This is a genomic window from Xanthomonas codiaei (genome assembly GCF_002939785.1).
In the GTDB taxonomy this organism is placed as follows: Bacteria; Pseudomonadota; Gammaproteobacteria; order Xanthomonadales; family Xanthomonadaceae; genus Xanthomonas; species Xanthomonas codiaei.
The window spans coordinates 125423-146489 of sequence record NZ_MDEC01000004.1; the positions used below are offsets into that span (position 1 = coordinate 125423).

The following is a 21067-nucleotide window of genomic DNA, read 5'->3' on the forward strand; positions in this document are numbered from 1 at the left end:
TAAGGCATGGACGGCATGCGGGCAGCCCGCCCGGGACCGACCATCCAAACGCAACGCGCCGCCTCGACTGCGGCGCGATCGGCCCTTCGCGAATCCCCAATTCCCAATCCCGAACGTCAGTCACCCGCTCAGCCGCAGCCATCAACCATGCGCGTGCTGGACCGGTGGCGGTGCGCCGCCTTCGAGCTGGTCGAGGAAATCCACCGCGCGGCGCAGGTGCGGGATCACGATCGAACCGCCTACCACCAGGCCGACCGAGAAGGTCTCGAAGAACTCCTCACGGCTCACCCCGGCCTCCTTGCACTGGGCGACGTGATAGCTGATGCAGTCATCGCAGCGCAGCACCATCGAAGCGACCAGGCCAAGCAGTTCCTTGGTCTTCACGTCCAGCGCGCCGGCCTGGTAGGTCTGGGTGTCAAGCGCGAAGAAGCGCCGCACGACCTGATTGGGCTCGGCCAGGATGCGCTGGTTCATGCGCTGGCGGAACTCGGTGAACTCGCGCAGGCGGTCGGCGCTGCCGTCGTCGGAACCACTCATGCCTGACCGCCCGTGCCGGTGAACAGCGGCTCCAGCTTGCCGGCGCGATGCATGGCCATCATGTCGTCGTAGCCGCCCACGTGGACGTCGCCGACGAAGATCTGCGGCACGCTGGTGCGCCGCGCCAGCGCGACCATCTTCTCGCGCTCGGCCGGGTCCAGGTCGATCCGCACCTCGGTCCAGGTCTGGCCCTTGCTCTTGAGGAAATTCTTGGCCGCCACGCAGTACGGGCAGATGGCGGTGGAATACAAGGTGATCTGCGGGCCGGCGGCCGCGTCCTGCCCGGTGTGGTCTTGGCTCACAGGAAACTCCGTGGTTGGTCTGAGGTCTGACACATGGTAACGGGCGACTGGAATTTCCACCTCGCCACCGCAACACTGTGGATTAATAGCCGATTCACGCCGCCGTGCCTGCTGCCCCGCATGCTCCGCGCACCACCTGGGAGTTCTACTTGCGCCTGCTTCCGCTCGCTACCGCCCTGACCCTGGCCGTCGCCATGGGCGTGGCACCCGCGCAGGAGAACCGCCTGCCCGATATCGGTTCGTCGGCCGGCGAACTGCTGACGCCGGCGCGCCAGGCCGAGTACGGCAAGATGATGCTGGCCGAGCTGCGCAACTACGACTACGTGCTGGACGACCCGTTGATCAGCGACTGGCTGCAGACCATGGGCACCCGCCTGGGCGCCAACAGCGATCAGCCGCAGCAGCCGTTCACCTTCTTCATGCTGCGCGACCGCCAGATCAACGCGTTCGCCACGCTGGGCGGCTACATCGCGGTCAACGCCGGGCTGGTGCTGACCGCCGAGCGCGAGGACGAAGTGGCGGCGGTGCTGTCGCACGAAATCGCCCATGTCACCCAGCAGCACGTACTGCGCGGGGTGGAACGCGCGCAGCGCGACCAGATTCCGATCCTGCTCGGCATGCTGGCCGCGGTGGTGGCGGCGCAGCAGGCCGGTGGCAACTCCAAGGGCGATGCCACCATGGCCACCATCACCAGCGCCATGGGGCTGATGCAGCAGCGCCAGATCGACTACACCCGCTCCAATGAATCCGAGGCCGACCGACTGGGCATCCGCACCCTGGTACGCAGCGGCTACGACGTCGATGCGATGGCCGGCTTCTTCGAACGCATGTCGGTGGCGATGCGCGCCAACGAGGGCGGCTACAGCGCACCGGATTTCCTGCAGACCCACCCGGTCACCACCACCCGCATCAGCGAAGCCAAGGCGCGCGCCGAGCAGATGAAAAAGAACACCGTGGTGCTGACCACCTCGGTACCGGGCGGCACGCGCCATGAACGCGTGGACCCGGCCGACCCGTCGCTATCGGAGCCGTTGAGCCGCAACGGCAACGCACTGCTGCCCTACGCGCTGCGGTTGCCGGTGGACGCGCTCAGCCGCGGCGGCGACCAGCAGGGCTTCGATTGGGCCAAGGAGCGCCTGCGCGTGCTCAGCGCCACCACGCCGGATGCGGCCATCCGCGAATACGAGAACCTGCGCCGCAGCGCCAAGCATGGCCTGAGCGATGCGCAGCGCTATGGGCTGGCGCTGGCCAGGCTGCGCAACAGCGGCGGCCGGCCCGGCGAACCGGTGTCCGAACTGACCAGCCTGCTGGAGACGCACCCGGACAATCTGTGGCTGGCGCTGGGCCTGAGCGAGGCGCAGGCACGCGTCGGCCAGCGCGAGGCGGCCAATGCGCGTTTCGATGCCTTGCTCAAGCGGTTGCCGAACAATCGCGCGGTGGCGCTGACCTACGCCGGCGCGCTCAACGAGCAGGCCAACAAGCAATCCGGCCAGCGCGCACGCCAGGTGCTGGAGCCGCTGCTGCATCGCAGTGGCGAGGACCCGTTGCTGCAGCAGACCTATGCCCGCGCCTGCGAGCTGGCCGGGGACCATCTGCGCGCCAGCGAGGCCTATGCCGAGTCCGCGTATCTGAACGGGCGCCCGGAGCAGGCCTTGCTGCAGCTAGAGGCGCTGAAGAAGAAGGATCTGGACTATGTGACACGGGCGCGGGTGGATGCGCGCATCGCCGCGATCACGCCCACGGTGCTGGAACTGCGCCGGCAGGGAATTCGCGACCCGGATCTGTCGACGCAGTGACGCTTTGGCGGGATTTGGGATTTGGGATTTGGGATTCGGATGACAGTGTGCCGTGCGACGTACTGGACCTTGTCACGCTTTTCCAGTCCAGTTTGTTTGCTAGGGCCGTGCGCCGCCCATAGGCTGCGCCGACCATGTCACATTAGAGTCACAAAACCGTAGTCTACTGGCGACCACCAAAGCCAGACGGTACGCCCCGCGTGCAGAAACGCATTCTGATCGTCGATGACGAACCCGCGATTCGCGACATGGTGGCGTTCGCGCTGCGCAAAGGCGAGTTCGAGCCCATCCATGCCGGCGACGCGCGCGAGGCGCAGACCGCCATCGCCGACCGGGTGCCGGATCTGATCTTGCTGGACTGGATGCTGCCCGGCACCAGCGGCCTGGACCTGGCACGGCGCTGGCGCAAGGAACAGCTGACGCGCGAGATTCCGATCATCATGCTGACCGCGCGCGGCGAAGAGAACGACCGTGTCGGCGGCCTGGAAGCCGGCGTCGACGACTATGTGGTCAAGCCGTTCTCGGCCCGTGAGTTGCTGGCACGTATCCGTGCGGTGATGCGGCGTACCCGCGATGACGATGAGGACGGCAGCGTGGCAGTGGGCCGCCTGCGGATCGATGGCGCGGCGCACCGCGTGTTCGCCGGCGATGCGCCGGTGCCGATCGGCCCGACCGAATACCGCCTGCTGCACTTCTTCATGACCCATCCCGAGCGCGTGTATACGCGTACCCAGCTGCTGGACCATGTCTGGGGCGGCAGCGTGTACGTGGAAGAGCGCACCATCGACGTGCACATCCGCCGCCTGCGCAAGACGCTGGAACCGTTCGGCCTGGAAAACATGGTGCAGACCGTGCGTGGCTCGGGCTATCGCTTTTCCTCGGCAACCTGATCGTTGCCGCACAGCCGCCGGGCCGCCACATTGGATGGCCGGGCAGCTGCCTACCTGACGCTTCGTGGTAACGCCTTCCATGCCTCAACATATCCGTTCCGCCTGGCTCAAGACGCTCGGCACCCTTGCGCTGTTGTTGGGCGCTGCCGTCGTGGTGGGCGTGTTGATCGAGCATGTGTGGATGGCACTGACGCTCACCGCGCTGGGCGTGCTGAGCTGGCATTACTGGCGGCTGCGCCAGGTGCTGCGCCGGCTCACTGCGCGCCAGCGCGCCGAACCCGCCGCCGGCGTCGGCGCCTGGAACGAACTGGACCGCCTGCTGTACCGCAGCCAGGCCGAAATGCGCGGGCGCAAGCGGCGCCTGATCGACATGCTGCGCACCTACCGCGCCGCCGCGCAGGCGCTGCCCGATGCGGTGGTGGTGGTAGACCGCAACAGCCAGCGCGTGCAGTGGTTCAACAAGGCCGCCGGCGGCCTGCTTGGCCTGCACCATCCCGGCGACATGGGCGTGTCGGTGGTGGAACGCCTGCAACCGCTGCCGCTGGCACATTGGCTGGCGGCCGGGCGCAATGCAGAACCAATGCTCGATGCGGCCTCGCCGGTGGATCCGGACCTGCGCCTGAACCTGCGACTGATCCCTTATTCGGACGATTACTGGCTGCTGGTGGCGCGCGATGTCAGCAAGCTGCTGCGCCTGGAGCAGGTCCGCCGCGACTTCGTGGCCAATGTCTCGCACGAGCTGCGCACCCCGCTGACGGTGGTGCACGGCTACCTGGACATGCTCGACCCGGAGGACTTCCCGGACTCGGGCCCGATGCTGGCGGAGATGCGCAAGCAGTCCCAGCGCATGGCGCAGCTGGTGGAAGACCTGCTGACCCTGTCGCGACTGGAATCGCAGGAAGAACTCGGCGAAGAACACGTGGCGATGGCGCCGATGCTGTCCACCCTGCGCCGCGAGGCCGAGGCGCACAGCCAGGGCCGGCACACGGTGGAAGTGATCGACGAGGCCGGCGTGGATCTGCTCGGCTCCAACAAGGAACTGCACAGCGCTTTCTCCAACCTGGTGACCAACGCGGTGCGCTACACGCCCGGCGGCGGCACGGTCACGATCCATTTCCTGCGCGAAGGCGACGGCGCGGCGCTGGCGGTGCGCGACACCGGCTACGGCATCCCCGCCTCGCATCTTCCGCGCATCACCGAACGCTTCTATCGCGTCTCCAGCAGCCGCTCGCGCGAGAGCGGCGGCACCGGGCTGGGGCTGTCGATCGTCAAGCACATCCTGGGCCTGCACCAGGCGCGGCTGGAGATCGAAAGCGAGGTGGGACGCGGCAGCGAATTCTCGTGCCATTTCGTGGCCGCCCGTGTCGTGCAACGCGAACAGTCCCTGCCACTGTCACGCTCGGCGTGATATGTAAGAGGTGCAGGCCGCAGCGCGGCGCGATGCACCGGCGTCATCCGTGTCGCATCGCCTGCGCCGCGGCCCGCGCGCCGCACACAACGCACACCCATTCGCCTTGATGACCGACTCCATGGGACACGCCAAAGAACTGCACGACGTCACACCCGGTGACGACATCGCCACCGATCCGCTGCGTGATCCGGCGCTGTACATCAATCGCGAGCTGTCGCAGCTGGACTTCAATTTCCGGGTATTGGCGCAGGCGCTGGACGAACAGGTACCGCTGCTGGAACGCCTGCGTTTCCTGTGCATTTCCTGCACCAACCTGGACGAATTCTTCGAGATCCGCGCGGCCACCGTGCGGCATGCGCAGGAGTTCGGCCTGCCGCCGGCACCGGATGGCCTGAGCCCCACCGCCATCCTCAATGCCGTGCACGATCGCGCGGCCAAGCTGGTGGAGCAGCAGTACCACGCCTGGAACGAGGTACTGCGCCCGGCGATGGAAGAGGCCGGCGTGGCGGTGCTCAGCCGTACCGCATGGACGGCGCGGCAGAAGCGCTGGCTGCGCGCCTATTTCCGCAACGAGATCATGCCGGTGCTCTCGCCGCTGGGGCTGGACCCGGCGCATCCGTTTCCGAAGATCCTCAACAAGACACTGAACATCGTGGTGGTGCTGGAAGGACAGGATGCGTTCGGACGCGCCGGCCACCTTGCCATCGTGCGGGCGCCGCGTTCGTTGCCGCGCATCATCCAGTTGCCGTCCAGCCTGTCGCCGGAAGGCGCGCAGAGTTTCGTGTTCCTGTCCTCGGTGCTGTCCGAGTTCGTGGACGAGCTGTTCCCGGGCATGCAGGTCAAGGGGTCCTACCAGTTCCGCGTCACCCGCAATTCCGAGTTGGTGGTGGACGAGGAAGAGGTCGAAAATCTTGCGCTCGCCCTGCGCGATGAGCTGGTCACGCGCGGCTACCGGCCGGCGGTCCGCCTGGAAATCGCGCACGATTGTCCGGCGCCGATCATGCGCACCCTGCTGCAGAACTTCGGCCTGAACGAGAACGCCGTGTACCGCATCGTCGGCCCGGTCAACCTCAGCCGCGTCACCCAGGTCTACGACCTGGTGCAGCGCCCCGAACTGAAGTATCCCTCGTTCAATCCGCGCACCCTGCGCGACAGCGAGGGCATCTTCGATATCGTCGGCAAGGGCGATGTGCTGCTGCACCACCCCTTCGACGCGTTCACCGCGGTGCTGGACGTGATCCGGCAGGCGGCGGTCGATCCGAACGTACTGGCCATCAAGCAGACCCTCTACCGTACCGGCAAGGATTCGTTGATCGTCGATGCGCTGATCCTGGCCGCGCGCAACGGCAAGGACGTCACCGTGGTGGTGGAGCTGCGCGCGCGCTTCGACGAAGAGGCCAACCTGGGGCTGGCCGACAAGTTGCAGGAAGCCGGTGTGCAGGTGGTCTACGGCGTGGTCGGCTACAAGACCCATGCCAAGATGCTGCTGATCGTGCGCCGCGAGGGACGCAAGCTCAAACGCTATGTGCATCTGGGCACCGGCAATTACCACAGCGGCACCGCGCGGATATACACCGACATCAGCCTGATCACCGCCGATGCGGAGATCGGCAACGATGTGCACATGCTGTTCCAGCAACTGTCCGGGCTGGCCCCGCGCATGAAGCTGGATCAGCTGCTGCAATCGCCGTTCACCCTGCATGCCGGCGTGCTGAAACGCATCGAACGCGAAACCCGCCTGGCCCGCAACGGCCGCCCGGGCCGCATCATCGCCAAGATGAACGCACTCAACGAACCGCAGGTGGTGCGTGCCCTGTATGCCGCGTCGCAAGCCGGCGTGCAGATCGACCTGATCATCCGCGGGGCGTGCACGCTGCGGCCGGGCGTGCCGGGCGTGTCCGACAATATCCGCGTGCGTTCGATCGTGGGGCGTTTTCTCGAACACAGCCGCGTGTACTGGTTCGGCAACGACGGCGCGGCCGAGCTGTATTGCGCCAGCGCCGACTGGCTGGAACGCAACCTGTTGCGCCGGGTGGAAACCTGTTTCCCGATCCTGGAGCCGGATCTGGCCAGGCGCGTGTATCGCGAGGTGCTGCAGAACTATCTGGACGACAACGTCAGCGCCTGGGAACTGGATGCCGAGGGCGTCTACCACAAGCGCACCCCTGCGCCCGGAGAACCGCCACATTCGGCGCAGATGACGCTGCTCGATCGGATCTGAGAACGCCGCGGCCGGGGCCTCTCACGTAGCCAACGGCCCATCGGCTACCATGCGGCCCATGCCAACATCCTCCCCCACGATTGCCCCCCTGCGTGATGGCGATTTTCTTGCCGCCATCGATCTAGGTTCCAACAGTTTCCACATGGTCATCGCGCGCTACCTGATGGGTCAGCTGCGCGTCGTGGACCGCCTGCGCGAAACCGTGCGCATGGCCGATGGTCTGGATGGCAAGGGCGGCCTGTCCAACGAGGCGCGTCAGCGCGCGCTGGAGTGTCTGGCGCGCTTCGGGCAGCGCATCCGCGACGTGCCTTCGCTGCGCGTGCGCGCCCTGGCCACCAATACGGTGCGTCAGCTGCGCTCGCCGCAGACGTTTCTGATGCCGGCCGAAACCGCGCTCGGGCATGCGATCGAAGTGGTGAGCGGCCGCGAGGAGGCGCGCCTGATCTATCTCGGCGTCACCCACGCACAACCGCCCAAGCCCGACCAGCGCCGGCTGGTGATCGACATCGGCGGCGGCTCCACGGAATTCATCATCGGCCGCGGCTTCCAGACCCTGGAGCGCGAAAGCCTGCAGGCAGGCTGCATCGCCAGCACCCGGCGGTTCTTTCCCGGCGGCAAGTTGTCCAAGAAGAAATGGAAGGACGCGCTGACCGAGATCGGTGCCGAATTCCAGCAGTTCGCCGGCCAGTACAAGGCGTTGGGTTGGCACGAAGCGATCGGTTCGTCGGGCACGCACAAGGCCATCGGCGAGATCTGCGCGGCGATGAAGCTCACCAAGGGCGCGATCACCGCGCAGGCGCTGCCGGCACTGCGCGAGGAGCTGCTCAAGGCCAAACGCATCGAAGACATCCAGCTGCCCGGGCTGGCCGCCGAACGCCGGCCGATCATTGCCGGCGGCATCCTGGTGCTCGAAGCGGCCTTCCAGGCGCTGGGGCTGGAGAAGCTGATGGTCAGCAAGGCGGCGATGCGCGAAGGCATCCTGTACGACATGCTTGGCCGCGCCGGCCAGAACGACCCGCGCGACAGTTCGGTGGCCTCGCTGGTGCAGCGCTATGGCATCGACGAAGTGCAGGCGCAGCGCGTGGAGGCCACCGCCTGCCGCCTGTTCGACCAGGTGTGCGACTCCTGGCAACTGGACGGCGACGATGCGCAGGTGCTGCGTCGCGCCGCGCGCCTGCACGAACTGGGCCTGATCATCGCGCACAGCCAGTACCACGTACACGGCAGCTACATCCTGGAGCACTCCGATATCGCCGGCTTCTCGCGGCAGGAACAGCAGGTGCTGGCTGCGCTGGTGCGCACGCATCGGCGCAACGTGCCCAAGACCGCCTTCGACGCCCTGCCCGACCGCCTGCTGCTGCCCACCCGCCGCAAGGCCGCGCTGCTGCGCCTGGCAGTGCTGCTGCACCGCGCGCACGAAGCGGACCCGATTCCGACCCTGGAACTCACCGCCGAAGACACACGGCTGTCATTGATCCTGTCGCAAAGCTGGATCGACTCACGCCCGCTGCTGCGCGCCGACCTGATCGGCGAAGTGGAAAGCATGGCCGGCCTGGGTATCGTCTTCAAACCGTTTGTGACCTGAGGCCGGAGGCCTCAGGTGGGATTCGGGATTCGGGATTTGGGATTTGGGATTTGGGATTTGGGATTTGGGATTCGGGATTCGGGATTCGGGATTCGGGATTCGGGATTCGGGATTAGTTTGGCATGGGCTCTGATGTCTTTGCCTGACAGCCAGCGGTCACGTTAAACGCTGGCAGTGCACCGCTTCTGCGAATCTCCAATCCCGAATCTCGAATCCCGAATTCCCAATCCCGTCGCGCTTGTCACTACCGCGACTTGTCGGCACACCATCGGTATCGCGTTCAAACCGTTTGTGACCTGAGGCCGGAGGCCTCAGGCGGGATTCGGGATTCGGGATTCGGGATTCGGGATTAGTTTGGCATTGGGCTCTGATGTCTTTGCCTGACAGCCAGCGGTCGCGTTAAACGCTGGCAGTGCACCGCTTCTGCGAATCTCCAATCCCAAATCTCGAATCTCCAATCCCGAATTCCCATCCCGTCGCGCTTGTCACTATCGCGACTTGTCGGCACACCATCGGTATCGCCTTCAAAACATTTGTGACCTGAGGCCGGAGGCCTCAGGTGGGATTTGGGAGTGGGGATTCGGGATTTGTTTGGCATGGGCTCTGATGTCTTTGCCTGACAGCCAGCGGTCGCGTTAAACGCTGGCAGCGCACCGCTTTTGCGAATCTCGAATCTCGAATCCCCACTCCCGTCGCGCTTGTCACTACCGCGACTTGTCGGCGCAACATCAATGCCATCGCGCTCCCGGAAGCTAGCGAAAACGGGAGAACGGGCATGCGCTACGCGATCGTTACCGAAACCTATCCCCCCGAAGTCAACGGCGTGGCACTCACGGTGCATGGCCTGGAAACCGGGCTGCGCGCGCGCGGGCACCAGGTGGACGTGGTGCGGCCACGCCAGAACAACGATTCGGCCGAGGCCGCCGCCGATGCCTTGCTGGTGCGTGGCGCTGCGCTGCCGCGTTATCCGGGGCTGAAGTTCGGGTTGCCGGCCACCCAGCGCCTGGTCCGCCACTGGCGCACGAGCCAACCGGATGCGATCTACATCGCCACCGAAGGCCCGTTGGGCTGGTCGGCGATGCGGGCCGCGCGCCGGCTGGGCATTCCGGTGGCCAGTGGCTTCCATACCCGCTTCGACGAATACCTGCCCGACTACGGCGCGGCCTGGCTGCAAGGCGCCGCACTGCGCTGGATGCGGCGCTTCCACAACCAGGCCGAAGCCACCCTGGTACCCACCCGCGAGCTGCAGCAGACCCTGCGCGATGACGGCTTCCAGCACGTGCAGGTGCTGGCGCGCGCGGTCGACAGCCAGCAGTTCGATCCGGCACGGCGCGATCCGGTGTTGCGGGCGCAATGGGGGATCGAAGGCGAAGGGTTTGCGGCGATCTATGTCGGGCGCATCGCCAACGAAAAGAACCTGCCGTTGGCCGTGCATGCATTCCGCAAGCTACAGCAGGTCCGCCCGAAGGCGCGCTTCGTCTGGGTAGGCGATGGCCCGGCGCGCGAGAAGATCGCGCATGAAAACCCCGACTTCATCTTCAGCGGCATCCAGCGCGGCGACGCGCTGGCGCGCCACTTCGCCAGCGGCGATCTGTTCCTGTTTCCCAGCCGCAGCGAGACCTTCGGCAATGTGACCCTGGAGGCCATGGCCAGCGGTGTGGCCACGGTCGCCTTCGACTACGGCGCCGCACGCGAGTACCTGCGCAATGGCCAGAACGGCGCGGCGGTGGAGACCGATGAGGCCTTCGTCCAGGCCGCCGTGGCGCTGGCCCAGGACGATGCACTGCGCCAGCGCCTGGGTATGGCCGCCGCGCAGGCGATGAAGAAACTGCACCCGGACACTGTGGTGTCGGACTTCGAAGCCCTGCTGCTGGGCATCACCGCTGCACGGGGGCGCTATGTCGTCGACGCGGCTTGAGGTATGGCGCGGTCACGAAGCGCGCTGGTGCCGGCGCGCCAACCACTGGTGCCGTCGCCACCCGGTGCGGCGCACGTTTGCCGCGATCAGCCGGCTGGGCGACGGCGTGTTCTGGTACAGCCTGATGGGGCTGCTGGTGCTGCTCGACGGCATGGACGGCGTGCGTGCCTCCGCGCACATGGCCGCGACCGGCGTGCTGGCGCTGACGCTGTACAAGGCGCTCAAGCGCTGGACCCGCCGCCCGCGCCCCTACGCGGCCGACGTGCGCATCCGCGCCTGGGTGGCGCCGCTGGACGAGTTCAGCTTTCCGTCCGGGCACACCCTGCACGCGGTGTCCTTCAGCATCGTGGCACTGGCCTACTACCCGTGGCTGGCTCCGCTGCTGGTGCCGTTCTCTGCAGGTGTTGCGCTGTCGCGCGTGGTGCTGGGGCTGCATTATCCCAGCGACGTGCTGGCCGCCACCGCGATCGGTGTGGTGCTGGCCAGCCTGTCACTGTGGGGGCTGCCTGCGCTGCTGGGGTAAGCGATAGAGGCTTGCGTGAGAACCGGTTTTCTGACCGACCGGCGCAATGCGGGCGAACAGGGAGCCAAGACGAACCCAGCAAATTTCAGAGCGTCCCCGCTGTTCCTTCTCCCTGCGGGAGAAGGTGCCCCACAGGGGCGGATGAGGGTGCGTGCGAGGCCTGGTGTTATCGATTGCCGAGTGGCTTCGCCCGTACCTCACCCCAACCCCTCTCCCGCAGGAGAGGGGCTTGCTGCATTCCCGTCCCGCGCTCCCGCCGTACAATGACGCGATGACGACCCTGTTCATTTCCGATCTGCATCTGGATCCGGCCCGGCCGGCGATCACCGAGTTGTTCCTGGAGTTCCTGCGCACGCAGGTGCCCGGCAGCGATGCGCTGTACATCCTCGGCGACCTGTTCGAAGCCTGGATCGGCGACGACACCCCGTCGACTGCGGCTGATGCGATCGCGCTGGCGCTGCATGCGGTGGCCGATGCAGGCGTACCGGTGTTCTTCATGGCCGGCAATCGCGACTTCCTGGTTGGCGAACACTATGCGCAGCGCGCAGGTTTCCGCATCCTGCCCGACCCCACGGTGATCGACCTGTACGGGCACACCACCTTGTTGATGCACGGCGACCTGTTGTGCACCGACGACACCGCGTACCAGGCCTTCCGCGCGCAAACGCGCGACCCGGTATTTCAGGCGCAATTCCTGTCGCAACCGCTGGCAGCGCGCGTGGCCTTTGCACAGCAGGCGCGTGCCGCAAGCCAGGCCCGCTACGCCGAACTCCAGCAAGGCGATCAGGCACAGCTGGAAACCGTCACCGATGTCTCCCAGACCGAAGTGGAGACCACCTTCGTGCGTTACGGTGTGGATCGCCTGATCCATGGGCATACCCACCGCCCCGCCATCCATACCGTGCAGGCCGGCGATCGCACCTGCACGCGCATCGTGCTGGGCGACTGGTACGAACAGGGCTCGGTGCTGCGCGTGGATGCCGACGGCGTTGCGCTGGAACAACTGCCACTGTAGTTGCGCCGCCGGTGTGTTGCCAGCGGCCGACATGCCGCTCACGTATCAGCGAGCACTACTTTCGCGCTGCGGCCGGGAATCGGCACCGGCCGGTATTGAAGACGCGTGTGGTGAGCGCAAGGCGCTACTGCAGGCTGCGCGCGCGCTCGGCGTAGTCGACGAAATCGGCGTTGACCACGTCGTACCACTGCACCGTGCCGTCGGCCTGCACGCGGAAGCGATCGCGCACCGGGCTGGTCTGCGGGTCGCCGGGGCAGCCGTTGCCATGGCGCTCGTGGACGGCAAATTCAAATGTACCCGCAGCAGGCGCATCGCCGGCTTCGGTGAGAATGCTGATGCAGTTGTCCGGATAGGCGTGATCGCGCTGCAGCTGCGCTTCGAGCACGTGCAGCGCGCGGGCCTCGGCATCGTTGCCGGTCACGGCCGCCGGCGCTGACGCGGCAGGCGTGGGCGTGGTGGCAGCGGGCTCGGCCGGCTGCTGCCGGCAGCCGAGCACCGCCAGCGCAACCAGGCACGCGACGGCATAACGCGAGGATGTAGACATGAGGACTCCGCTCGACAGGACGTGGCCGGCTGGCGCCGGCGGTGCCTCTAGTCTGCGCGATCATCGCGTGCGGGAGTAGCGCCCCGTCCCGGCACCTGACGGTGTCGGGACGGGAGCTGCAGGCACGGCCTCAGCGGAAGCCGGCGATCGTGGCCTTAGTGTTGACCAGCACGCGCTGGTTGTCGGCGGTGCTGGCATTGCCCATCGGCACGCCGTTGTAGCTGATGTTGGGATTGGACCAGTAGTTCAGGCGCGGGCAACCACTGTTGCAGTCGTAGGCCATGATGGTGCGCCAGCTGTTGCCGTAGCGATACCCGTGGCCGTAGGCGTACGGCGAAGTGCTCGGGTCGTTGGTGGCATCGTGACGCGCGCTCTGCAAGTGGCCGATTTCATGCGCGAAACTGTAGTAGCCGGTGGCGCAATCCCAGTACACCGAGGCGAATGCACTGGCCGCATTCGAACCGATGCCCGAGGCCAGGCCGCAGTAACTGCTGTTGTCCAGCACGATCACGCCCACGTCCGCGGTGTAGGTATTGCGGCTTGTGTGGATGCTGTCCATGTAACCGTCGTTGGTCACGCGGAAGCGTTGCAGATCGGTGGTGAAGTTGCCGGATTCGGTGTAACTGGTGGTCTCGTAGCGCGCCAGCTGCAAGGCGATGCCGACGTTGCTGTTGATATAGCCCTGGTTGGCTTCGGCCACCGCCAGCTGCACCAGCGATTGCATGTTGCCGCCGTACGCATTGACCGCCTTGTTGGTGGCGACCACCAGCACGCGAATGGTGGCCGGGCTACCGGACGAGGCAGCCGCAGTGGTGACGCGCCCGTCGCCCGGCATGTCGAACTTGGGCAACAGGCTGTACTCGGCCGGATGCTCCTGCGGCATGCGCTGCTCGTCGACCTGCACCAGCACGTGGCGGCCATCGGCCAGCGGACGCAGGCGATACAGCTTGCCGGCATAGCGGATGGTGCCGGTGACGGTGTCGCCACTACGCACCAGGATGGCCGAGTTCAGCGGATCCACGCCGGACAACGTGCGCGCACGGGTGCCGGCACGCGGGCCGAGATTGCCGTACCAGACGCTGTCGCCGCCTTCCAGCGCGTCCACCTTGGCCTGGGTGGCGGTGATGATCTGCCCATCCAGCTGCAATTCCAGCAGCTTCTCGCCCGCTGCCACCGCGCCGGCATCGAGCTGGACCACCTGGGCATTGGCGGTGGACGGTGCGCTCAACAGGCGTTGCAGCGAGGGTTCGGTGGTGACCGTGGCAGCGGCGCTGCGGCTGAGCGCCGGACCGGCCTGGTATAGCGGCTTGCCCGCAGCGGCGGCGGTGCCGGCCAGGCACATGGCAATCAGGCCCACCGTGGTGCACATCGACTTCGACTTCATCGTCTCTCTCTCCTAAGACATGGAAGTAACGGATGCAAAGCACCGGGCCCCTGTCCCCGGAACGCCATTAGGGCGCGCACGAATGTATTTTTTGCAAGTTGTTACAAAAGAAGATTACGTTTATGTGATGAATAGCGACCACTGGATGCGATTCCGGCGGCGCCAGGAAGGGAACCAGCGCACAGTCCGGTCCGGCAGGCCGCGCTCGTCGCATGACAGAGCGGCCGGGCGGCGCGCGATCAGGCAGCACGCAATCGCAGCGGGCAGCGGCCACACCGGCAGCGGTCTCGTCTTCGTGCCGGGCAGCTGGCGAGCGAGGCCCGGTGCAATGCCGCGTGCGCGTTGCCACGCGGCACCATCGCGATCCGGCGCGTGGTCCCGCACTCCGGCCTGCCCGTCGCACGGTCCCGCGGCGCCACCACCGCGCGCAGCCGAAGCCGAATCGCCCTCGATCGTCGGCCTGCAGCAGGCGCAGCGCCGCAGCCGATTCATCCACGCAGCGGACCGGCGTCGACCGCACGAAGGCCAGTCGCTTCGCGTCGCTAGCCGGCCTGCTCCACCAGGCTGGCCAACTCGTCCTCGTCGAAGCCGGCAAGTAGGCGTGCCTGGATATTGAACGGACCATGCAGATAGCCGCCGGCATACTCGCGCAGCAACGTCTTGAAGCGGGCACGCGGCTCGATGCCGGCCCGCTCGCAATACCAGCGGTACCAGCGCGAGCCGGCCGCCACATGCGCCACTTCTTCGCGCAGGATGACGTCGAGCACATCGGCAGTGTCGGCATCGCCCAAGGAGCGCAGCTTGACGATCATCGCTGGTGTCACATCCAGCCCGCGCGCCTCCAGCACGCGCGGCACCAGCGCCATCCGCGCCAGTCCGTCGTGTGCGGTCTTCTCGCACATTTCCCACAGCCCGTTATGCGCGGCGAAGTCGCCGTAGTCGCGAGCGTGCGCCTGCAATCGCGCGCGCAGCAGCATGAAATGCCGCGATTCGTCGTCGGCCACCGCCACCCAATCGGCGTAGAACGCGTCGGGCAGCCCGCGGAAGCGGTACACCGCATCCCAGGCCAGATCGATCGCATTGAGTTCGATATGCGCAATGGCGTGGATGAAGGCCGCACGCCCGTCCGGCGTGCCCAGCCCGCGCCGCGGCAGCTCGCGCGGGTGCACCAGGATCGGCGTGGCAGGACGGCCCGGCATGCGGATCGGCGCCGGCGGCGGCGCTGCCGGATCGATCCTCAATTGGCCTTCGCGAAACGCCGCTGCGTAGTGCTGCGTCAACGCGACTTTTTGCAGCGGATCGGCAGCGTCCAGGCATGCGCATGCGGCGTCGAACAGATCCGTGATCATTTTGCCTGCCGCAGTGATGGCTGGCTCAGCGCTGCGAGCGATGCGGCACGTACCCGCTCGCACGCGTTTGCCTTGATCCGCAACTCGCAGGCGGTGCGGTTGGCACACACCAGCCCGAACAGACGCGTGCGATCGGCCTGCGCAGGCGCCGGCACCGATGGAGACAACGCGCCGGGCAGGCCTGCGCCAATACCGATTCCTGCACCGAGCAAGCGCGTCCGCTGGCTGCGGCAATCCACCGCGTACGTCCATTCCGCCAGGCCCGCTGGCGCTGCGCCCGCGGCCGCCGCCTCGCGCAGACGCACCACCACGATCGCCTCGCCCACGCGTGTGGCGCCGGCAAGATCCAGCCGCCGCGCGCCTGCAGGCGTGGCGAATGCGGGATCCAGCGCGGCCTGCTGCTGCCAATCCAGTTGCATGTCCAGCGTGGTGCTCAGCGCCACGGGCGGTTGTCCGTTGCCCAGGCGATGGTCGTCTACCGAGCGCACTGCCGCCGTGTCGTTGGCCGCGCAACCCACCAGCTGCGCCGCCACTCCAGCCGCGAGCACGGCCAGCCGGCGACAGCGCCGCTGGGATTCATGCGCGGCGACGCTTCTTGGCATCGTCCGAGCGCAGCTGCTGGATGCGTTCGAAATATCCCGGCTCGATGCCGGTGATGTACTCGCCGTTGAAGCACGAGGAATCGAACTGCTTGATGTCCGGGTTGCCTTCGCGCACCGCCACTTCCAGGTCTTCCAGGTCCTGGTAGATCAGCCAGTCGCAGCCCAAAAAGTCCTGGATCTCCTGCTCGCTGCGGCCATGCGCGATCAGTTCTTCGGCGGCCGGCATGTCGATGCCGTAGATGTTGGGATAGCGCACCGGCGGCGCGGCCGAGGCCAGATACACCTTGCGCGCACCGGCATCGCGCGCCATCTGCACGATCTGCCGGCTGGTGGTGCCGCGCACGATGGAATCGTCCACCAGCAGCACCACGCGGTTGCGGAATTCCAGGTGGATCGGATTGAGCTTGCGGCGTACCGATTTCTGCCGTTCGCCCTGCCCCGGCATGATGAAGGTGCGGCCCACGTAGCGATTCTTGACGAAGCCTTCGCGGTACTTCACGCCGAGCACGTTGGACATCTCCAGCGCCACGTCGCGCGAGGTGTCCGGAATCGGGATGATGGTGTCGATGTCGTGATCCGGACGCAGGCGCAGGATCTTTTCGCCCAGCTTCAGGCCCATGCGCATGCGCGCCTTGTGCACCGAGATGTTGTCGATCATCGAATCGGGACGCGCGAAGTACACGTACTCGAAAATGCACGGCGCATGGTCGGTGGGCGCGGCGCAGACTTCCGAGAACAGCTCGCCGCGCGCGGTGATCACCAGCGCCTCGCCCGGGCGCACGTCGCGCACGCGCTGATAGCCGAGGATGTCCAGCGCTGCCGACTCGGACGACACGATGTATTCGGTGCCTTCGGCGTGTTCGCGCTTGCCCAGCACCAGCGGGCGAATGCCGTGCGGGTCGCGGAACGCGACCAGGCCCAGGCCCAGCACCACGCTGACCACCGCATAGCCGCCCTTGCAGCGGCGGTGCACGCCGGCCACGGCACGGATCGCCGCTTCCGGGGTGAGCATGCGCTGCGCGTCCAGCTCGTAGGCGAACACGTTCAACAGCACTTCGCTGTCCGAATCGGTGTTGATGTTGCGGCGGTCGGCTTCGAACACCTGCTGGCGCAGCGCCTCGGTATTGATCAGGTTGCCGTTGTGCGCCAGCGCGATTCCGTAGGGCGAATTGACGTAGAACGGCTGCGCTTCGTCCATGCCTTCCGACCCGGCGGTGGGGTAGCGGCAATGCGCGATGCCGACACGGCCCTCAAGCACCGCCATCTTCCTTTCGTCGAAGACATCGCGTACCAGGCCGTTGGCCTTCTGCACGCGCAACCGCGTGCCGTCGGCGGTGGCGATGCCTGCGGCGTCCTGCCCACGATGCTGCAGGACGGTCAAGCCGTCATACAGCTGCCCGGCGACGTTCTGGTTGCCGACAATACCGACGATGCCACACATGGTGCGTGTTCTCCGCTTCGGCTTGCGCCGTTACTGTGAAGGTGGCCGTGCCTGGCCTTGGGACTCGACCCGCGCGGGGTCGCTTTCTCCGCCGCGAACCTGCGCCGGATCGATATTGGCCGGCATCGCCTGCGCCGGATCGCGTCCGTCGCTGGCGGCCTTGCCGGGCTGCTTGCCGAGCGCACGCGTGATGGTGTCGCTCAGCCCGGAGCCGGCAAGCGCCTTGCCCAGGTCGGCATTATCGCCTGCCGAGGGCAACTTCCCCAACTCCGCTGGCAGGTTGCGCAGTTCCATCGACGGCATCTCCATCGATGGCATCCGCCAGCCCGGCAGCTGCGCCCGCATCCAGCCCGCACCGGGCTCCAGCACCGGCAACAGCACCGACTGGCGCCATGCCGGTTCGCGCGGCAGCGGGGTGAACCCCATCAGCAACACCAGCACGCTGGCCAGGAATGCGCCGCGCACTACGCCCAGCCCGAACCCGAGCATACGATCGGTACCGCCCAGCTTGACCGCGTCGACGCCGGCGCGGATCACCATGCCGGTCACTGCCACAGTGATCAGCACGCCGACGAACACCATGGCGTAACCGCCGAACGATTCGGTCGCAGACGGATGCTTGCCATCGGCCAGCCAGCGCGCGGCCGCCGCGCCGAACTGGAACGTGGCCCAACCGGCAAGCAACCACGACAAGGTTCCCACCACGATCGCGACGAAGCCGCGCAGCAGCCCCAGCAGGGCCGACACCAGGATGATGACGCCCAGCACCATGTCGATCATTGGCGAGGTCTCCGCGCGGCATGCGGGCCGCTTGTGCAACGTGGCGAGCTGATCATGGCCTTCCCCTCCCTGGGCGTGAGGCTGTCGAACGATTCGGTGCAACAGATGCGTGCTGAACGCATGCATTGGTCAAGACGGCGTCTGCTTTACGTGGATAGCGTAGACAGCATGCTACGCCCTCGTGCCGCCGCAACCGCCGGGCGACGGCGCGACGCATTGCGCTGATCTCAAGGATGCGGGCGCACCATGCCGGAAATGCCGACCTTGGCCGCTACCTGCGCACGCAACTGTTCGGCATCGCCGCGGTTGGCCACCGGACCGACGCGCACGCGATTGAGCGCACCCTTGTCGGTGCGGACCTGTTCGACGAACGCGCTGAAGCCGGCGGCGCGCACACGGTCGCGCAGCGCATTGGCGTCTTCGGCGCGGCCGAAGGCGCCCAGCTGTACCGCAAACCCGACGCCGCTGGCAGCCGGCGCTGCCGGAGCGGTGGGGGCAGGCGCAGCGGGTTTGGCCGGTGCCGGCGTTGCCGGGGTGGTCTTGGCGACCTCGGGCTTGGCCGGTGCCGGCTTCGCGGTCTCGACCGGCTTGGGCGCGGCGGCGACCGGCTTGGCTGGCTCCGGCGGCAGGCTTTCGGTCCTGGTAGCGGCAAGCGTGCCAGCGGCGGTGCCGCTGCTGGCCGGCTTGGGCGCCGCCGCCGGGGTCGGGGCTGCCACCGGCGGCGGCGCGCTGGCGCTCGCATCCAGTGTCACTACCTGGGCATTGACGTCGCTGCGGACCTTCACCGCCTGCAGCCGGGCCGATTCGGCCTGGGCCTGATCGGCATACGGGCCCACGCGCACGCGCCAGGCCTCACGGCCACTGATCTGGGTCTTCTCGCTGAAGCCGGGCAACTGCGCCTGCTTGAGCCGGGCGATCACCGCATCGGCATCGGCGCTGGTGGCGTAGGCGCCGAAATTGACCGCGTAGTTGCCGGCCGCCACTTCCGGCGCGGACGGTGCGCTGGACGGCGTGGCCAGATCGGCGGCGTCGGGGTTGTCCTGCACCGCTGCCGGGGCGCCGGGAGCGCCGGCCATGCCCAGCGCACCACCGGCTGGGGCATCGCCCGGCGTCACCAACGGCAGCTCACGGGTTTCGAATTCGCCCTTGCCGGGCGCGGCGGGCGCCTCCAACGGAACGTCGGCCACGCCGCTGGACGGCGCAGGGCCCTTGACCAGCATCGGCAGGAAGATCACGGCAAGCGCCACCAGAACGATGGCGCCAATCAATCGCTGTTTCAGAGCAGTGTCCACAGAAGAGAGCTAGAGGCGGCGTGGCGGGGTGCCGCGGCGATTATAAGGCCGGCGCCCGCTCGCCGACCCTAACGGGCTGAACGAAGTGCGCTCAGCGCGTCGGCAACGGTATGGAACGAGCCGAACACCAGTATCCGATCGCCGGCCTGGGCGGCGGCCAGCACCGCCTGCAGCGCGCCAGCAACGTCGGCGTGGCAAGCGGCCTGGGCGGCGGCGGTGCCGTGCAGGCGTTGCTGCAGGGCCTGGGCCGATTGACCGCGCGCACCGTCCAATCCTGTCAGCGTCCAGTGGTCGACCTGCGCCGCCAGGGCCTCGACCACGCCTGGCGCATCCTTGTCGGCCAGCGCGGCGTAGACGGCGTAGGTGCTGCCGGCGACAGGCTGCGCGGCCAGCGCCTGGGCCAGCGCGCGCGCCGCCTGCGGGTTGTGCCCCACATCCAGCAAGACTTCCACGCCGGCCACATCCAGGCGCTGCAAACGCCCTGCCACCTGCGCCGCGACGATTCCCTGCGCCCACGCCGCCTGCGGCACCTCCACCGGCAGCGCCTGCAAGGCAGCAATCGCTGCGGCCGCATTGGCCAGCTGCACCGGCGCCTGCAGCGCAGGCATCGGCAATTCCAGGCTCACCGCCACATCGCGCCAGCGCCAGTGCTGCGCATCGACCGGTTCATGGAAATAATCGCTGCCGGCACGGATCGCATTGGCGCCCAGCAGGTAGGCGCGGCGCAGCACGCTCGACGGCGGGTCGATCTCGCCCAGCACCACCGGCTTCCACGCGCGGATGATGCCGGCCTTCTCGGCGCCGATCGCTTCGCGGTCCTCGCCCAGCCAGTCGGTGTGGTCGATATCGACCGTGGTGATCACCGCCACATCCGAGTCGACGAGATTGACCGCATCCAGCCGTCCGCCCAGGCCGACTTCCAGCACCGCCAGATCCAGCGCTGCGCGCTGGAACAGCCACAAGGCCGCCAGCGTGCCGAATTCGAAATAGGTCAGCGCGGTGTCGCCACGCGCGGCCTCTACAGCAGCAAACGCATCGACCAGCTGCGCATCGCCGGCCTCCTCGCCATCGATGCGCACGCGCTCGTTGTAGCGCAGCAGATGCGGCGAGGTGTAGGCACCCACCTTCCACCCGGCAGCACGCCCGATCGCCTCGATGAAGGCCACCGTCGAGCCCTTGCCGTTGGTGCCGCCCACCACGATGACGTGCCTGGCCGGCGTCTCCAGCTGCAGACGCGCGGCAACCTCGCGTACGCGTTCCAGACCCATCGCGATGGCGCTGGGATGCTGCTGCTCGATGTAGGCGAGCCAGTCGGAGAGTGTGGTGGGAGTGGTCACGGGGTTACCTGATGTCGTGCGTCGCGCCGCGCATTATCGCGCTTGCGATGCCGCTGTGGTCTTTGAATCACCACAGCGGTTACTGCATCGGAGTCGCGTGGCGCCAACGATGCAATCCACTTCGATTGACGCGTCTGTCG

At 67.1% G+C, this 21067-nt stretch carries 18 protein-coding genes; 8 read left to right on the top strand and 10 right to left on the bottom strand.

The features are described 5' to 3' along the window. Positions 1–141 precede the first annotated feature (141 nt). Together XcodCFBP4690_RS04265 and grxC are read right to left on the bottom strand one after the other, a co-directional pair. On the bottom strand, positions 142–537 hold the full coding sequence (locus XcodCFBP4690_RS04265) for a carboxymuconolactone decarboxylase family protein (protein WP_104539799.1): 396 nt from the start codon (positions 535–537) through the stop codon (positions 142–144). Then, entirely contained in the window at positions 534–839 is a 306-nt protein-coding gene (grxC, locus tag XcodCFBP4690_RS04270; RefSeq protein WP_104539800.1) for a glutaredoxin 3, read from the bottom strand. The genes XcodCFBP4690_RS04265 and grxC overlap by 4 nt, the downstream gene beginning before the upstream one ends. A 149-nt stretch (positions 840–988) precedes the next feature. On the opposite strand from grxC, the gene XcodCFBP4690_RS04275 reads away from it, so the two are divergent. The 8 genes from XcodCFBP4690_RS04275 (at position 989) to lpxH (ending at position 12198) form a co-directional block, all read left to right on the top strand. Next, positions 989–2635, top strand: coding sequence for a M48 family metalloprotease (locus tag XcodCFBP4690_RS04275; RefSeq protein WP_104539887.1), 1647 nt, complete (start codon positions 989–991; stop codon positions 2633–2635). A gap of 200 nt (positions 2636–2835) precedes the next feature. Beyond that, on the top strand, positions 2836–3525 hold the full coding sequence (gene phoB / locus XcodCFBP4690_RS04280; protein ID WP_104539801.1) for a phosphate regulon transcriptional regulator PhoB: 690 nt from the start codon (positions 2836–2838) through the stop codon (positions 3523–3525). A gap of 79 nt (positions 3526–3604) precedes the next feature. Then, positions 3605–4933, top strand: coding sequence for a phosphate regulon sensor histidine kinase PhoR (phoR, locus tag XcodCFBP4690_RS04285; RefSeq protein ID WP_167394468.1), 1329 nt, complete (start codon positions 3605–3607; stop codon positions 4931–4933). 121 nt (positions 4934–5054) lie between these two features. Beyond that, complete coding sequence (gene ppk1, locus XcodCFBP4690_RS04290) at positions 5055–7157, top strand: polyphosphate kinase 1 (protein WP_104539888.1); 2103 nt, start codon at positions 5055–5057, stop codon at positions 7155–7157. A gap of 58 nt (positions 7158–7215) precedes the next feature. After that, positions 7216–8742 (top strand): exopolyphosphatase, encoded by a 1527-nt coding sequence (gene ppx / locus XcodCFBP4690_RS04295; RefSeq protein ID WP_104539803.1) that lies wholly within the window; start codon positions 7216–7218, stop codon positions 8740–8742. Between the two features lie 775 nt (positions 8743–9517). Next, on the top strand, positions 9518–10660 hold the full coding sequence (locus tag XcodCFBP4690_RS04300; RefSeq protein WP_104539804.1) for a glycosyltransferase family 4 protein: 1143 nt from the start codon (positions 9518–9520) through the stop codon (positions 10658–10660). Next, positions 10641–11183, top strand: a complete 543-nt coding sequence (locus XcodCFBP4690_RS04305) for a phosphatase PAP2 family protein (protein ID WP_104539805.1) — start codon at positions 10641–10643, stop codon at positions 11181–11183. The genes XcodCFBP4690_RS04300 and XcodCFBP4690_RS04305 overlap by 20 nt, the downstream gene beginning before the upstream one ends. 271 nt (positions 11184–11454) lie before the next feature. Further along, the gene (gene lpxH / locus XcodCFBP4690_RS04310) at positions 11455–12198 is read left to right on the top strand and encodes a UDP-2,3-diacylglucosamine diphosphatase (protein ID WP_104539806.1); all 744 of its coding nucleotides are present in this window, start codon (positions 11455–11457) and stop codon (positions 12196–12198) included. Between the two features lie 124 nt (positions 12199–12322). Here the strand turns inward: lpxH and XcodCFBP4690_RS04315 are convergent, their stop codons facing one another. From XcodCFBP4690_RS04315 to folC, 8 genes are all read right to left on the bottom strand, one after another. Continuing rightward, positions 12323–12742 (bottom strand): hypothetical protein, encoded by a 420-nt coding sequence (locus tag XcodCFBP4690_RS04315; RefSeq protein WP_104539807.1) that lies wholly within the window; start codon positions 12740–12742, stop codon positions 12323–12325. Positions 12743–12872: 130 nt separating this feature from the next. Continuing rightward, positions 12873–14126: a zinc-dependent metalloprotease gene (locus tag XcodCFBP4690_RS04320; RefSeq protein ID WP_104539808.1), complete on the bottom strand. Its 1254-nt coding sequence runs from the start codon at positions 14124–14126 to the stop codon at positions 12873–12875. 542 nt (positions 14127–14668) lie between these two features. Next, a complete protein-coding gene (locus tag XcodCFBP4690_RS04330) occupies positions 14669–15475 on the bottom strand; it encodes a ferritin-like domain-containing protein (RefSeq protein WP_104539810.1) in 807 nt (268 codons plus the stop codon). Then, positions 15472–16023 (bottom strand): hypothetical protein, encoded by a 552-nt coding sequence (locus tag XcodCFBP4690_RS04335; protein ID WP_104539811.1) that lies wholly within the window; start codon positions 16021–16023, stop codon positions 15472–15474. Before XcodCFBP4690_RS04335 ends, XcodCFBP4690_RS04330 begins: the two co-directional genes overlap by 4 nt. A gap of 28 nt (positions 16024–16051) precedes the next feature. Next, positions 16052–17518, bottom strand: coding sequence for an amidophosphoribosyltransferase (purF, locus tag XcodCFBP4690_RS04340; protein WP_104539812.1), 1467 nt, complete (start codon positions 17516–17518; stop codon positions 16052–16054). A gap of 30 nt (positions 17519–17548) precedes the next feature. Then, the gene (locus tag XcodCFBP4690_RS04345; protein WP_104539813.1) at positions 17549–18298 is read right to left on the bottom strand and encodes a CvpA family protein; all 750 of its coding nucleotides are present in this window, start codon (positions 18296–18298) and stop codon (positions 17549–17551) included. 227 nt (positions 18299–18525) lie between these two features. Beyond that, entirely contained in the window at positions 18526–19590 is a 1065-nt protein-coding gene (locus tag XcodCFBP4690_RS04350) for an SPOR domain-containing protein (RefSeq protein WP_104539814.1), read from the bottom strand. Between the two features lie 68 nt (positions 19591–19658). Beyond that, positions 19659–20927, bottom strand: a complete 1269-nt coding sequence (gene folC / locus XcodCFBP4690_RS04355; RefSeq protein ID WP_104539815.1) for a bifunctional tetrahydrofolate synthase/dihydrofolate synthase — start codon at positions 20925–20927, stop codon at positions 19659–19661. Positions 20928–21067 lie beyond the last annotated feature (140 nt).

Bases quoted from the DNA above. Each gene is read 5' to 3' on its own strand.
- XcodCFBP4690_RS04265 (WP_104539799.1), bottom strand. From the start codon at position 537: ATGAGTGGTTCCGACGACGGCAGCGCCGACCGCCTGCGCGAGTTCACC.
- phoR (WP_167394468.1), top strand. From the start codon at position 3,605: ATGCCTCAACATATCCGTTCCGCCTGGCTCAAGACGCTCGGCACCCTT.
- ppk1 (WP_104539888.1), top strand. From the start codon at position 5,055: ATGGGACACGCCAAAGAACTGCACGACGTCACACCCGGTGACGACATC.
- ppx (WP_104539803.1), top strand. From the start codon at position 7,216: ATGCCAACATCCTCCCCCACGATTGCCCCCCTGCGTGATGGCGATTTT.
- XcodCFBP4690_RS04300 (WP_104539804.1), top strand. From the start codon at position 9,518: ATGCGCTACGCGATCGTTACCGAAACCTATCCCCCCGAAGTCAACGGC.
- XcodCFBP4690_RS04305 (WP_104539805.1), top strand. From the start codon at position 10,641: ATGTCGTCGACGCGGCTTGAGGTATGGCGCGGTCACGAAGCGCGCTGG.
- lpxH (WP_104539806.1), top strand. From the start codon at position 11,455: ATGACGACCCTGTTCATTTCCGATCTGCATCTGGATCCGGCCCGGCCG.
- XcodCFBP4690_RS04315 (WP_104539807.1), bottom strand. From the start codon at position 12,742: ATGTCTACATCCTCGCGTTATGCCGTCGCGTGCCTGGTTGCGCTGGCG.
- XcodCFBP4690_RS04320 (WP_104539808.1), bottom strand. From the start codon at position 14,126: ATGAAGTCGAAGTCGATGTGCACCACGGTGGGCCTGATTGCCATGTGC.
- XcodCFBP4690_RS04330 (WP_104539810.1), bottom strand. From the start codon at position 15,475: ATGATCACGGATCTGTTCGACGCCGCATGCGCATGCCTGGACGCTGCC.
- purF (WP_104539812.1), bottom strand. From the start codon at position 17,518: ATGTGTGGCATCGTCGGTATTGTCGGCAACCAGAACGTCGCCGGGCAG.
- XcodCFBP4690_RS04345 (WP_104539813.1), bottom strand. From the start codon at position 18,298: ATGATCGACATGGTGCTGGGCGTCATCATCCTGGTGTCGGCCCTGCTG.